The 13,561-nt window shown below is 72.5% G+C and carries 14 protein-coding genes; 11 read left to right on the forward strand and 3 right to left on the reverse strand.

Annotation, left to right across the window (positions count from 1 at the left end):
* Nucleotides 1-42: 42 nt before the first annotated feature.
* From AC07EG_RS14900 to AC07EG_RS14925, 6 genes are all read left to right on the forward strand, one after another.
* Nucleotides 43-219, forward strand: a complete 177-nt coding sequence (locus AC07EG_RS14900) for a hypothetical protein (RefSeq protein ID WP_478253638.1) — start codon at nucleotides 43-45, stop codon at nucleotides 217-219.
* Nucleotides 213-3,197: a lantibiotic dehydratase gene (locus tag AC07EG_RS14905; protein WP_478253639.1), complete on the forward strand. Its 2,985-nt coding sequence runs from the start codon at nucleotides 213-215 to the stop codon at nucleotides 3,195-3,197. Before AC07EG_RS14900 ends, AC07EG_RS14905 begins: the two co-directional genes overlap by 7 nt.
* The gene (locus AC07EG_RS14910) at nucleotides 3,194-4,483 is read left to right on the forward strand and encodes a lanthionine synthetase C family protein (RefSeq protein ID WP_478253640.1); all 1,290 of its coding nucleotides are present in this window, start codon (nucleotides 3,194-3,196) and stop codon (nucleotides 4,481-4,483) included. Before AC07EG_RS14905 ends, AC07EG_RS14910 begins: the two co-directional genes overlap by 4 nt.
* A gap of 533 nt (nucleotides 4,484-5,016) precedes the next feature.
* Nucleotides 5,017-5,778, forward strand: a complete 762-nt coding sequence (locus AC07EG_RS14915; protein ID WP_478253641.1) for an FHA domain-containing protein — start codon at nucleotides 5,017-5,019, stop codon at nucleotides 5,776-5,778.
* Nucleotides 5,779-5,827: 49 nt separating this feature from the next.
* On the forward strand, nucleotides 5,828-7,585 hold the full coding sequence (locus AC07EG_RS14920) for a serine/threonine-protein kinase (RefSeq protein WP_478253642.1): 1,758 nt from the start codon (nucleotides 5,828-5,830) through the stop codon (nucleotides 7,583-7,585).
* A 60-nt stretch (nucleotides 7,586-7,645) separates the two neighbouring features.
* Nucleotides 7,646-9,082, forward strand: coding sequence for a polysaccharide lyase 6 family protein (locus tag AC07EG_RS14925; protein WP_478253643.1), 1,437 nt, complete (start codon nucleotides 7,646-7,648; stop codon nucleotides 9,080-9,082).
* Here the strand turns inward: AC07EG_RS14925 and AC07EG_RS14930 are convergent.
* Nucleotides 9,015-9,230, reverse strand: a complete 216-nt coding sequence (locus tag AC07EG_RS14930; protein ID WP_478253644.1) for a hypothetical protein — start codon at nucleotides 9,228-9,230, stop codon at nucleotides 9,015-9,017. The two genes, AC07EG_RS14925 and AC07EG_RS14930, sit on opposite strands and share 68 nt — an antisense overlap.
* A gap of 173 nt (nucleotides 9,231-9,403) precedes the next feature.
* Between AC07EG_RS14930 and AC07EG_RS14935 the strand changes: the two genes are divergently transcribed.
* Nucleotides 9,404-9,550, forward strand: a complete 147-nt coding sequence (locus AC07EG_RS14935) for a hypothetical protein (protein WP_478253645.1) — start codon at nucleotides 9,404-9,406, stop codon at nucleotides 9,548-9,550.
* Here AC07EG_RS14935 and AC07EG_RS14940 read toward each other — a convergent pair whose 3' ends face one another.
* On the reverse strand, nucleotides 9,551-10,462 hold the full coding sequence (locus AC07EG_RS14940) for a phosphotransferase (protein WP_478253646.1): 912 nt from the start codon (nucleotides 10,460-10,462) through the stop codon (nucleotides 9,551-9,553).
* 123 nt (nucleotides 10,463-10,585) lie between these two features.
* Nucleotides 10,586-10,798: a hypothetical protein gene (locus AC07EG_RS14945; RefSeq protein ID WP_478253647.1), complete on the reverse strand. Its 213-nt coding sequence runs from the start codon at nucleotides 10,796-10,798 to the stop codon at nucleotides 10,586-10,588.
* A gap of 104 nt (nucleotides 10,799-10,902) precedes the next feature.
* Between AC07EG_RS14945 and AC07EG_RS14950 the strand changes: the two genes are divergently transcribed.
* The 4 genes from AC07EG_RS14950 to AC07EG_RS14965 are packed head-to-tail and all read left to right on the forward strand — an operon-like array spanning nucleotide 10,903 to nucleotide 13,547.
* Nucleotides 10,903-11,304 carry an OsmC family protein gene (locus AC07EG_RS14950; protein ID WP_478253648.1) on the forward strand — a complete coding sequence of 134 codons (402 nt, stop codon included), beginning with the start codon at nucleotides 10,903-10,905 and terminating at the stop codon, nucleotides 11,302-11,304.
* A gap of 27 nt (nucleotides 11,305-11,331) precedes the next feature.
* Entirely contained in the window at nucleotides 11,332-12,168 is an 837-nt protein-coding gene (locus AC07EG_RS14955) for a manganese catalase (RefSeq protein WP_478253649.1), read from the forward strand.
* 8 nt (nucleotides 12,169-12,176) lie between these two features.
* Complete coding sequence (locus tag AC07EG_RS14960; RefSeq protein WP_478253650.1) at nucleotides 12,177-12,419, forward strand: DUF2630 family protein; 243 nt, start codon at nucleotides 12,177-12,179, stop codon at nucleotides 12,417-12,419.
* A gap of 24 nt (nucleotides 12,420-12,443) precedes the next feature.
* Complete coding sequence (locus AC07EG_RS14965; RefSeq protein ID WP_478253651.1) at nucleotides 12,444-13,547, forward strand: amidohydrolase family protein; 1,104 nt, start codon at nucleotides 12,444-12,446, stop codon at nucleotides 13,545-13,547.
* Nucleotides 13,548-13,561 lie beyond the last annotated feature (14 nt).

Consider the following 13,561-nt stretch of genomic DNA (forward strand, 5'->3'; position numbering starts at 1 on the left):
CACACCACCAGACGCCAAGCCGAGGTGAAGGAGTGAAGCACCATGGGTGAATTCGATCTGGACCTGAAGATCGAGGGAGCGGTCGGGGCCGGCTGGGCCGAGCACTTCGGCGGGGCGGCCGTCCACCTGGCGGACCACCCCGGGCACGACACCGCCGCGTTGAACACCTGCACCTCCCCGTGCACGTCGGTCGCCTGCACCCACTCCGGATCGTGCTGAGCCGATCGACGTGTGCAGGCCCGGGCGAACCAGCGGTTCGCCCGGGCCTGCCGCCAATCCGCTTCCGGGCGCTCGACTTCGCCGTTGTCCGGCTTTCGGCGCGAGCACCCGGCGACGGTGAACCAGCGCTCGAAGAAGCGTGGGCCGACCCGTTCGTCCGCGAGGCGATCGAGGTTTCCAGCCCGTCACTGGCCGCCACCCTGGACCGGATCACCAGCGGCGAGCTCACCGATCCGGCCAGGCGGCGCCGCGCCACCCAGTCGCTCCACCGCTACCTGGCCAGGATGACGCAGCGGCCCACCCCCTTCGGCCTGCTGGCCGGGGTGGCGGCGGCCGAGTTCGGCGAGCAGCCGAAGGTCCGCTTCGGCACGGCGCACCGCAAGCACGTCCGCGTCGACCTGAGCTGGCTGGCCGAGGTGATCCGCGGCCGCGAAACCGAGCCCGCCGTGCTCCCCCGGCTCCGGCTGGTTCGCAACGACCTGTGCTTCGAACGCGGCGACCGGCTGGTGCTCCCCCTGGTGCCGGAGGAAAGCGGCGTCCAGGGGCCGGACGACCGCGAACGCACCATCCGGTACACGCACCCGGTGCGCACCGCACTGCCGCGTTCCCCCACCGCCTTCGGAGAACTGTTCGCGCGGCTCGAAGCGGAATTCCCGCGGGCGGGCGAGGAGGTGCTCACCGAGCTGATCACCCGCCTGGTGTCGCTGGACTTCCTGTGCACCGACCTGCGCCCGCCCGCGACCACCGGCGATCCGATCGCGCACGTGCTCACCCGCGGCGGTCACGACCCGGAACTGGCGAAGGTCCGCGACGAGCTGAGCCGCTACGCCGCCGCTCCGGTCGGCCAGGGCCACGACGCGCTGCGCACCGTGACGGCCACCATGCGCGGTATCCACGACCAGGCCCAGTTGCTGCAGGTCGATCTCGGCATGGACGCCGACCTCGTGCTGCCCACCACCGTCGCGGACGAACTGGTTTCGGCCGCCGAGGTCGCCTGGCGGGTGGCACCACCACGCCTGGCTCCCGCCGACCCCCTCGCGGCCTACCGCCGGGAGTTCATCGACCGCTACGGCACGGGAACCGTGGTCGGTGTCAAGGAACTGCTCGATCCGGCCCGCGGCCTCGGGCCGCCTGCCGGTTACCTGCTGCCGCCGGGCCCGCGATCGCCCGGCCCCGAGCGTCCCGGTGAGTCCGGACGCGACGCCGTCCTGCTCGCCCTGGCGACCCGGGGCGAGCGGGAAGTGCTGCTGGACGAAGAAACCATCGAACGGCTCGCGCATCCCGGCGAACGGGGTTCGTACGCGGAAATCTGCGCCCAGCTCCTCGCCGATTCCGAGGACGCCCTGTGCCGCGGGGAATTCCGGCTCGTCGGCGGCGGTGACGTCAACTTCACCCGGGTCGGTGCCCTGTCCGGCCGGTTCCTGCCGCTTCTCCCCCAGCTGCGGGAAAGGGTCGCCGCGGTGGCCGCGGACCTGATCGGTCCCGGGGTGGCGCAACTGCGCACACCGCCGCTGCACCCCCGGATGGCCAACGTGACGCAGGTGCCCCGGCTGAGCGACCGGGCGTTGGTGGTCGGCGCCTACGCCGAACGCCCGGCCGAGCCGGGCCTCGACGACCTCGGCATCACCGCCGAGCACGACCGGTTCGCCGTGGTGTCGCTGCCGGACGGCCGGGAGGTCGTGCCCCAGGTTTTCCACTCGCTCAACCCGCGGCTCGCCGTGCCGAACGCGGTGCGCCTGCTGATCGAGATCGGCGAAAGCCACACCCCGCCCTGGCCGCTGTGGCACTGGGGTGCCGCCGCCGAACTGCCCTTCCTGCCCAGGGTCCGGTACGGCCGCACGGTGCTCAGCCCGGCGCGCTGGCTGCCCGACCCCCGGTTGCGCGAGCCCGCCGATCGTGGCGAGTGGTTGCGGCGCTTCGAAAGCTGGCGCGCCGAGCGGTCCGTGCCGCGCATCGTGCACGCCACCACCGAGGGCGAGCGGCGGATCCGGCTCGACCTCGACTCCCCCGCCGCGCTGGACCTGCTGCGCGCCGATCTGCGGAAGCACCCGGACCTGGTGCTGCGCGAAGAACCCGCGGGCGGGGAGTTCGGCTCGGGTTGGGCCGGTGGGCACGCGGCCGAAGTGGTCGTGCCGGTGGTGCCGACGCGCCCGGCGCCGCCGAAGCGGGAGGAACCCACCCGGCGAGCGTTCTTCAGCCGGTCGTACCCGCCGGGTGGGGAATGGCTCTACCTCAAGGTGTACGCCGAGAAGAGCAGGCACACCGAACTGCTCACCCGGCACCTGCCCGCGCTGGTGACGCAGGCGCAGCCGCACAGCGACCGGTGGTTCTTCCTGCGTTACGCCGATCCGGCCCACCACCTGCGCCTGCGGTTCCACGGCGAACCGGGGCGGCTCAACGGCGAACTGCTGCCCCTGGTGCACCACTGGGCGGGCGGCCTGATCGACGCCGGGCTGATCGCCGAGGTGACCACGGGCACCTACCAGCCGGAGATCACCCGGTACGGCGGGCCGGGCGCCATCGAAGCCGCCGAACGCGCGTTCCACGCGGATTCGCAGAGCGTGCTGGAGCAGCTTTCCCTGCTGGCCCAAGGGGTGCTGGACCTGCCGGTGGAACTGCTGCTCGCCGCCAACCACCTCGACCTGGCCCGGCACCTGCACGGTGACGGGTGGCAGGACTGGCTGCTCGCCACCTTCCCGAAGGACGAGCACCACCGGGCGTTCCAGCGGCACCGGCGCGAAGCCGTCCGCCTGCTCGATTCCGCCGAGCCCGAACTGCTGGCCAGCTGGGCACGGCGTGCGCCACGGTTGCGGGAATACGCAAAAGCGGCCGGAGACAGGGTCTCGATCGCCTCCGTGCTCCACCTGCACCACAACCGCCTCAGCGGCACCGGAATCGACGCGGAACGCGACGCCTGCGCCATCGCCCGCGGGGTCGTGCAGGTCCAGCGCGACCGCGAACGACAGGAGCGCCGATGACCACGCGGCTGGTGACCGAACTCGCCGAGCGGCTCGCCGACCCCGAACGGGTGGTGACCACCACCGACGCGCCCGGCAACGCGTTGCGCACCGGCACCGGGGACGCCGCGTTGTGGAGCCCCGGCGCGCTGTCCGACGGCCACCCGGCGCTGGCACTGCTGTTCGCCGAACTGGGTGTGCGCGAGCTCGCCCACGCACACCTGCGGGCGGCGCTCGCGTCGACGGCACCGCCCTCGGGCGGCGGATTGTTCGGCGGCATCTCGGCAGTGGCGTTCGCGGCGCACGCGGCGGCCCACGGGACCGCCGCCTACCAGTCGGTGCTCACGCAGCTCGACGCGGCGGTCAGCCGGGAGTGCCACGCCCTGGCCGCACGCGACCGCGCGCGGATCGCCGGGGGCCTGGCGATCGGCGGGTGGTCGGGTTACGACGTCACCTCGGGCATCAGCGGGGTCGGCAGGCACCTGCTGGCCCGCTGCCTGGCGACCGGGGACCCGGCGCTGCGGGCGGCCCTCGACGACGTGCTGGCGACGCTGGTGGACATCGCGGTCGCGGACGACGTCGAGGTCGGCGGCCGGCGCGTGCCGGCGTGGTGGAGCCACCACGACACCGCGGGGGTGCCCGAGGAGCGGGGCGGCCACCTCAACTTCGGCATGGCACACGGCATCACCGGTCCGCTGGCGCTGCTCGCGCTCGCCCGGCGGGCCGGGGTGGCGGTGGCCCGGCAGGACGAGGCCGTGGACCGCATCCTGTCGCTGCTGCGGACCTGGCGGCTCGACGACGGGTCCGGGCCGTTCTGGCCGTACTCGGTCACGCTCGACGGGCCCTCGCCGCCCGGCCGGTACCGGGAGGTGTGGTGCTACGGCGCCGCCGGGATCGGGCGCGCGCTGTTCCTCGCCGCCCAGGTGCTGGACGACCAGGAGTGGCACGAGACCGCGCACGGCGCGTTGCGCGGTGCCTTCGGCATCGCGCTCGCCGGATCGAGCCCGATCCGCGACTCCGGGCTGTGCCACGGCTGGGCGGGCCTGCTGCAGATCGCCTCGCGCATGGCGTTCGACACCGGCGACCGGTACTACGCCGACATCGCGGACGAGCTCGCCGTCCGGCTGGAGAAGGACTACGACCCGGAGGCCCCGTTCGGCTTCCGGTACGACTACCCCGGTTCGGTCCGCCCCCTCGACCGCCCCGGTTTCCTGGAGGGCGCGGCGGGCATCGCGCTCGCCCTCCACTGCCACGCCACCGGCGAACCCCCGGTCACCGGGTGGGACGCACCGCTGCTGCTCGCCTGATCCGGGATCCGCGATGACACGCGGGTCCCCCACCGGCCAGCCCGTGGCGCCGCGCTGGCCGACGGCCTGGTAGGTGGTGGCGGCCTCGGTCACCACCTGACCGGCCTCCGACCCGAGCACGTCACCACCCCCTGGGATTGATGGGGTGGTCCGCCACCGCGAGCGTGCGCGTGCCGATCGCCACGGCCTGCCTGCCTGCCGTCCTTCCCGGACAGGATGTTCACCAGCTTCCCGGTCAGGACCTCCGAGGGAGCGTAGCTCTCGGTGTTCGCCGACGCGTGGTACCGCACGTACAGCTCGCGACCGTCGGCGGGGAAGTCCGCGGGGTTTTCGTGGTCGAACCGGAACGGCTGGTCATAGCCACCTCCTGGCAGCACGAACGTGCCCTCACTGGAGGTCGTCCCCGAGCTCTGCCCCGGCGACGGCTGGTTGCGCGGGGCCGGGGGCGAAGCGGGCTCGGGAAACCCGACTGTCCGGCGTGGGGACTGGTCCCCGGCGCGGTCGGCACACTGTCGGGGAGCCGAAGGAGCCCGATGAACCAGGAAAGCCTGGCCCGCGGTGTGCCGCACGCCGCCCCCGGGGCCATCGTCGCCCGCACGCTGACCGGGCGGCTGCACGTCGACCCCGCGGAGGGGCGGTCGATCCGGTTCGGGCGCAACCGCCCGAACGTCGACCTGTGCGTCGGTGAGACCGATCCGCGGGTCAGCCGCCAGCACGGCCTGCTCACCCACCGCGGTGGCCACTGGTGGGTGGCGAACACCGGGCGGTTGCCGATCCGGCTGCCCAAGGCCCGGTGGTTGTTCCGCGACGAGGAATCCGTGCCGCTGCCCCGCGGTTACACGCCGCTGTTCGTCCCCGGCTCACGCGACCGCGAGCACCTGCTCGAACTCTACGTCGCCGACGACCACGAAGCCCAGGTCGCACCGCGGCCCGACTCGGTCACCCAGCCACCGACGCGCTGGCGGCTCACCCCCGACGAGCGCCTGGTGCTGGTCGTGCTGGGCCAGCGCTACCTGCTGCACGAGGCCAATCCGCAGCCGGTGTCCCGCCAGCAGGCCGCGATGATGCTGGCCGAACTGCAACCGGACTCGAACTGGAGCGTCAAGCGGGTCGAGCACGTGGTCGCCGACGTGCGGGCCCGGTTGTCCGCCAACGGCGTGCCCGGGCTGCTCCGGGAGGAGGTCGGCGAGCCGGTCGGCAACACGCTCAACAACAACCTGCTGCGTGAACTGGTGCTGACCACCACGCTCGTGCCCCCGGACCTGGCCCTGCTCGACACCCTGTCCTGGGACTGACACCGGAGACGCCGTGACGCGACTGAACGCGGTCACTAAACTACTTCTCGTGCGCACGGGCTACGTGGTCGACGGGCGGTACGAACTGGAGGACGCCTGCGGCTCGGGGTCCGGCGGCGTCGTCTGGAGCGCCTACGACCAGAAGCTCAAACGCCGGGTGGCGCTCAAGCGGTCGCACGCGGCGGCGGACGGCACCGACCGCGCGCAGTTCCGCCGCGAAGCCGAGAACGCCGCGCAGGTGCACCACCCGAACGCGATCTCGATCTTCGACGCCGTCGACGCCGACGGCTGCTGGCTGGTGATGGAGTACCTGCCGGCGGAAAGCCTGGACAAGACGCTGGCCGCGCACGGGCCGCTGCCGCCGGAGCGGGTGGCGCGGATCGGCCTGCAGATCGCCGGTGCGCTGGCCGCGGTGCACGCGGAGAAGATCGTGCACCGCGATGTGAAGCCGGGCAACATCCTGGTCACCGAGGACGGTCTCGCCAAGCTGACCGACTTCGGCATCTCCATCTGGCGTGCGGTGACCCGCACCGACGACGGCCGGGTCAGCGGCACCCCCGCGTACGTCTCCCCCGAGGTGGCGAACGGTTATCCGGCCAGCCGGGCCTCGGACGTCTTCTCGCTCGGTGCCACGCTGTTCGCCGCGGTCGAGGGCACACCACCGTTCGGCCGGGGCGACGCGAACGAGGTGCTGAAACGCGCTCGCCGCGGCGAAACCCTGCCGATGCGCCGGGCGGGCCCGCTCGCCCCGCTGCTGGCGGACATGCTGCGGTCGCAGCCGGGCAAGCGGCCGACCGCCGACGAGGTCCGCTCCCGCCTCGAAGACCTGGTCAGCGACTGGGAACCACCGGTGCCCGCGGCCGAGCGCCCGGACCGGGTGCCGTACTGGCGCCGCTCCGCGCTGCCCGCCGCGGTGGTCGTGCTCGTCGTGGCACTCGGCGTCGCGGTGTTCTTCCGGCCGCAGGTGGCGCCGGAGGAGCAACCGCGGGCGGCCACCGGTGACCTGGTCGGCGACGAGCGCACCGCCGACCCGTGCGCCCTGCTCGACGAGCAGCGGTTGCGCCAGTTCGGCCCCACCCGGCTGGTGCCCACCTACGGCAACTTCAACCGCTGTGACGCCCTGGTCGACGTCGGCGCGAAAGCACCGGTGGACGTCGAGGTCCAGTTGATCACCCGGGCGTCGGGGACCGTGCGGGGCGAGCCGCTGGAGGTGCTCGAGGGAGCTCAGCTGAACAGCGAGTGCGACCGCACCGTGGTGGTGGACGACGCCTATGCCGTCCGGGTGACGGCGAAGCTGGTGAACCCGCCGCTGGAGTTGTGCGCGGTGGCCGGGGCCGCCACGGACACCGTGCTGGCGGTGCTCCGCGACGGGCCGATCCCCCGGCGCGCCACCCCGTTCCCGGCCGGTTCCCTCGCCCACGTCGACGCCTGCGCGCTGCTGGACGACAAGGCGCTCGCCACCCTGACCGCGGTGGACACCAGCACCAGGGTGAACGTGTTCGGGAACTGGGCGTGCAAGTGGTTCAACACGCTCGGCGGCCCCGGTCTCAACCTGCGTTACGACCAGCACCCGGCGCAGGAGGCGGTCAAGGGGGAACTGGTCGATCTGGCCGGGCACCCCGGGTACGTCCAGCTGGACACGAACACCAGCTGCACGGTCAGCGTGCCCCACCGGCCGGGGGACCAGCCGCCGCGGGCCCACCTCGACGTGCTGGTGCTCACCGTGCGCGGCGACCGGCCGGGCCTCGAATACTGCCCCCAGGCGACGAGCCTGGCGACGGTGGCCGCCGGAAATCTGCCTGCCTGACCGGGAGGGCGACCACGCTCGGCGGGGACCCCTCCCCGGCACCGTTCCTAGGCTGCCGCCATGAACCGGACCCTCCCCGTTCTCCTGGCGTGCGTGCTGCTGACCAGCGTTACCGGTGTCGCCGAAGGCAGGCCGGGGCGCACCGTCACCGTGGCGGACTCGGCGCAGTTGTCCAGCGCGTTCACCGGCGCCCGGGCGGGCGACCGCATCGTGCTGGCCGACGGCGACTACCGCATCGGCGCGCTGAGCGGCAAGAACGGCACCGCGCGCAAGCCCATCACCGTCGTGGCGGCCAACCGCGGGCGGGCCGTGGTCGACGGCGGGCAGCTGGAGGTGCTGAACTCCTCGCACGTGGTCATCGACGGGCTCCGGTGGACCGGCAGCGACACGCTCAAGCTGACCAGCTCGCACCACGTGCGGCTGACGCGCAACCACTTCCGCCTCACCGAGCCGTCGTTCCTCCACTGGGTGCTGGTGCAGGGGGCGGGCAGTCACCACAACCGGATCGACCACAATCTGTTCGAGGAAAAGCGCCAGCTGGGCAATTTCATCGCCATCGAGGGCTCGGCGACCCAGCAGTCCCAGCACGACCTCATCGATCACAACCACTTCCGAGACACCGGCCCGCGGGCCGAGAACGAAATGGAAGCGATCCGGGTCGGCTTGAGCGGGCTTTCGCAGTCGAGCGGGCACACCGTGGTCGAATCGAACCTGTTCGAGGACTGCGACGGCGACCCGGAGATCGTTTCCGTCAAGAGCAACGAAAACACCGTTCGCTACAACACCTTCCTCACCTCGCAGGGCACCCTTTCGCACCGCCACGGCAATCGCGGCGCCTTCTACGGCAACTTCTTCCTCGGCGGCGGCAAGCCGGGAACCGGCGGGATCCGGCTCTACGGCCAGGACCACAAGATCTACAACAATTATTTCGAAGGTCTGACGGGCACGGGTTATGACGCCGCGCTGCAGCTCGACGGCGGCGACGTGGACACCTCGGGCGCGCTCAAGGCCCATTGGCGCGTGTACCGGGCAACGGTGGTGCACAACACCTTCGTGAACAACGTGTCCAACATCGAGATCGGCGCGAACTACCAGTACGCCCCGGTCGATTCGGTGGTGGCGAACAACGTGGTCGCCGGCAGCCGGGGCAAGCTGTTCAACGAACTCAAGGAACCGGTGAACCTGACCTACGCCGGGAACCTCGCCTGGCCCACCGGCACCGCCACCGTCGGCGTCGCCGAACCCGGGGAGGCCATCCGGGAAGCCGATCCGCGGCTGGTCCACGACGGCCTGCTGTACCGGCTGACCGCGGGGAGCCCCGCGGTGGACGCCGGTGCGCCCGGCCACCCCTCCCCCACCGACGACATGGACGGCCAAGCGCGCGTGGGCGTGGCCGACACCGGCGCCGACGAGCACTCGTCCGCCGCGGTCACCCGCGGACCGCTCGGCCCGGCCGACGTCGGGCCGAACGCGTTCCGGCGGCTTCCGGTTTCCTGATCAGGACGAGCGCCGCCACGATCGGGCCGAGCGCGAGCGCCGCGGCGCCGAGCAGCACCGCGGCGCCCGCGGCGGCGACGGCCTCCTCGGCGACCCGGCCGCCGGCCAGCGCGTCGCCGAGTTCGGTCTGGTAGAGGAGGCCGAGCACGGGCGCAACCGGCGGCGATCACGTGTCCGGTGGGGAACCGGCTCAGCAGCTTGCCGCCCAGCATTCCCGCGGTGACCCGCGCGGCGAACACCGGTGCGAGCAGCAACCCGGTCCAGGCCGGGCTCAGGTGCAGCGAGTTCTGGAAGTACTGCACGGAGTAGACCGTGCCGCCGATGCTCAGCACCCGGGACCTGAACACGGCGAGCAACACGGCGGCGGCCCTGCCCGGCTCGCCGCCGGACGAACTGTTCGGCTACCTCGTCGACACCCCCGTCCTCAGCACCCGCGCGTGTCTGGGTGAAGACCTCCGCCGTTCGTGATCAGGCGCCCGCTCGGCGCAGGCGTTCGGCCGCCTGGGTCCAGAGCGCTCCGCCGGACACCGCGGTGTAGCCGTGCAACGATTCGCAGCGGACGTCGTGGGCCACCGGCCACAGGCTCGCCGCCCACGCGATCTGCTGCTCCTCCTCGGTGAACCGGCGGCCCCGCGTGGCCTGGTAGGCGGTCAGGAACGCTTCGGTGCTCTCGATCGGCGGCAGCAGGGCCGGTCCCAGCTTGGGGAACACCGCGCTCGCGGCGCCGGCCAGTGCGGCTTCCGGTTGCCAGGCCAGGCTGTCCCAGTCGTGCACCGCCTGGATCCGCCCGCCTGCCCACCGGAGGTTCTGCGCTTCGAAGTCGGCGTGGCCCAGCACGCGGGGCAGGTCGGCCGCCAGCAAGCGGCGGCGGGCGCGTTCGGCCGTCTCCACCACGTGTGCGGGCACCAGGCCCTGGTCCCGTTCGTCGAGCGATTCGATCGACGGCCAGAGCCCGGGATCGTCGTGGTCCCACCGCACCCAGCGCGGATTCGGCAGCGGTGGCGGCACGGCGAGGCCGGCCAGTGCGGTCACCGACCGGGCGAAGACCTCCGCGTAACGCACGGCCACCGCCGGGGAATCGCCGGGCAGCATCGTGCCGCCGGGGCGGAACTCCTCGGCGTGCACGGCCAGCGAACCCACCCCGGTCACCTTCGTGAGCGGGCGGGCGCAAGGGAATCCGCGCTCGGCCAGCCCCGCCTGAGCCTCGACGCACGACACCGCCCGGCCGTCGTCGGGGCGGGCCTTGACCACCACCTCGGTGCCCGTGGCCAGCCGGAGGCCGAACACCGCCGACATCGACCGGTGCCGGAACAACACGGCCGCGGGCGGGCTGCCCAGGTGGTCCAGGCACCACGCCGCCAGCCAGTCCTCCGTGCCCATGCAGAGCACTGTGCCACAGGCACCCGGCTCCGGTGGCGGCCGGCCTCGACGGCGGCGGCCACAGCTCGAGGCAGCGGGGGCAAACCGCGCGCCGGGCTGGTTCGCCCGCCCCCTATCGGGTGGTCAGTCGCCGGAACCGGGGCCGGTTGGCGGGTAGTCGCTCAATCCGACGTTGCCGGTGGGCTGGGCCTTCTCCGGCCGGTTCGAGACCGCCGCCCGGCCCGGTTGCGCTTCGGGCTCGCGCGGGGGGCCGGTGTCGTCCTCCGACATGGCGGTCCGGCTGGCCGCGTCCTCCTGCAGGTCGGTGTCTTCGTCGCGTCGCTGTGCTCCGTCCATGCGCACCCGGCTACCCGGCACCGGCCGCCCCAACCCCACTCCTCCGAACTGTTTGCCGCCGGATCAGCGGGGAAGCCGAGGTGAGCGAAACGAACGGGGATGCCATGACCGAGCGAATCCAGACCGCCGAGGCGACGTCCAGCCGCGGCGCGGTGCGCGTGGACGGACGGGACGACATGGGTTACCGCGTCGGCACCGAACCGGACCGGCTCAACCCGGAACGGTTGTACGCCGCCGCGCTGGCCACCTGCCTGCACCAGTCACTGGCGCTGGTGGCCACCTCCGCCGACGCGGAGATGGCCGAAAGCGCGGTCACCGCCAGGGTCACCCTGACCCACGACGGCGAGCGGCGGTACGGCCTGCACGCCACCGTCTCGATGATGCTGCCCGGTGTCTCCGACGAGAAGCTGCGCGACCAGATCACCGCCGAAGCCGTGCGGGTGTGCCCGATGGTCGGCGAAATCCCGGTCGACGTCGACGACTCGGTCGAGCACGTCGGCGGTTGATCCGTTCCTACCCAGGAGGTTGTCCAGGTGTTCCGGCATACGAAATCGCTGCAGTTCGAGGCCAAGCCGGAGAAGCCCGATCCGGTGTACGCGCGCAAGCTGCAGGAGCTCATCGGTGGTGCTTACGGTGAGATGACGGTGACCATGCAGTACCTGTTCCAGGGGTGGAACTGCCGCATGGAGGGCAAGTACAAGGACCTGATCATGGACACCGCCACCGAGGAGATCGGGCACGTGGAGATGCTCGCGACCATGGTGGCCCGCCTGCTCGAGGGGGCGCCGGCGACGGTGACCGCCGAAGCGGTCAAGGATCCGGTGATGGCCGCGGTGATCGGCGGCATGGACCCGCAGCAAGCCATCGTCGCCGGTGGCGGAGCCCTGCCGAACAACGCCCAGGGAGTCCCGTGGATCGGTTCCTACGTCGTGGCCAGCGGCAACCTGCTGGCCGACTTCCGGGCCAACGTGGCGGCCGAGGCGCAGGGGCGGTTGCAGACCGCGCGGTTGTACAACATGACCGACGACCCCGGCGTGAAGGAAATGCTGAAGTTCAACCTCGCCCGCGACACCGTGCACCAGAAGCAATGGCTCGCCGCGATCGAGGAACTGAAAGACGACGGCCTGGAAAGCTCACTGGCTCCGACCGCGTTGTTCGACGAGGAGAACCAGGAGCACAACAACACGGTCTGGCACCTCTCGGACGGCCCGGACGGCGCCAAGGGCGGCTGGAGCTTCGGCGCGGAGGGCCTCGAATACCTGATGAAACCGGCACCGGAAGGCGGTCCCGGCAGCGCCCCGGCGCCGGACCCGGCCCTGTACGGCACCTACGCTCCCCCGGCCGCGGGTGGCGCCACGGAAATCCGGTAGGAGGAAACATGTCCGACGACGACCTCACCGACCGGATCACCCGGCTCATCGACGAAGAGCACCGGATCGAACGCGACCACATCGGCCGCGAGGCGACCGACGAGGAGCGGAAACGGCTCCGCGCCATCGAGGTGCAGCTCGACCGCTACTGGGACCTGCTGCGGCAACGGCAGGCGCGGCGGGAAGCGGGCCAGGACCCGGACGCGGCCGGGCTGCGTGACGCGTACACCGTGGAGAACTACCGGCAATGACCAGCACCGGAGGTGACCGGCCGGATGTACGCCGATGACCTGGTGCGGCCGTGGTGGCTGGCGCTCGGCGCCGGGGGACCGCTGTTCGACGTGCACACCCACGTGGGCACGCACGACCCCAGCGGTTTCTCGGCCACGGTCGGGCAGCTGCGCGCGGCACTGTCCTCAGTGGACGCCGACGCGGCGGTGTTCCCGCTGACCGAGCCGGGCGGTTACCGCCAGGCCAACGACGCGGTGCTGGAAGCCGCGTCGCGGGCGGGCTCGCGGCTGGTCGCGTTCTGCCGCGTCGCGCCGGGCGACGATCCGGCCGGTGAAGCGCGCCGCTGCGTGGCCGCGGGCGCGGCGGGCATCAAGCTCCACCCGGCCAGTGACAAGTTCGACCTCGACGACGACCAGCTCACCGGCGTGTTCGGCCTGGCGGACGACCTCCGCCTGCCGGTGGTGGTGCACGCGGGCCCGGAGCTCGACGCCTTCGGGGAGAAGCTGCTCGCCGTTCTCGGCCGCTTCCCCGGGGCGCGGGTCATCCTGGCCCACGCCGGGCTCACCGACCTCGCGTGGCTGTCCGGGCGCTCGATCGCCAACCTGTTCTTCGACACGTCGTGGTGGAGCCCCACCGACCTGGTCACGGCCCTCGGCACGGTGCCACCCGGCCAGGTCCTCTTCGGCAGCGACGTGCCCTACTCGACGCCGACCTGGGGTGCGCACGCCACCGCCCGGTGCGCGCAGTACGTCGGCCTGGACCCGGCGCAGGTCACGGGCATCCTCGGGGCCCAGGCCCGGCGGCTGGTCGACCGCGCCGAACCGGCCGACCTGGGCCCGGCCCCGGGCCGCGTACCGCCGCCGGACCCGCTCCTGGAACGCGTCTACGTCTACCTCGCGGCCGCCGTGGAAGCCACCAAACGCGGCGAAACCCCCGGTCAGATGCTCGACGCCGCCAGGCTCTGCTGCGGGGTCCGGCCGGACCACCCGCACCGGGACGTGTTCGACTCCGTGCGGGAGCTGCTCGACCGCTACGAACACCACGCCCCGCACCACGAAACCGGCAACCAGTACGCCGCCGGCTGGGACCTGGTCGCCACTGCCGCGGTGCTCGCCCGCACACCGGGCCCGCCACTGCCGGAGCTGTGACGGGTTGGCCCCGC

Source organism: Amycolatopsis sp. NPDC045836, assembly GCF_056431745.1.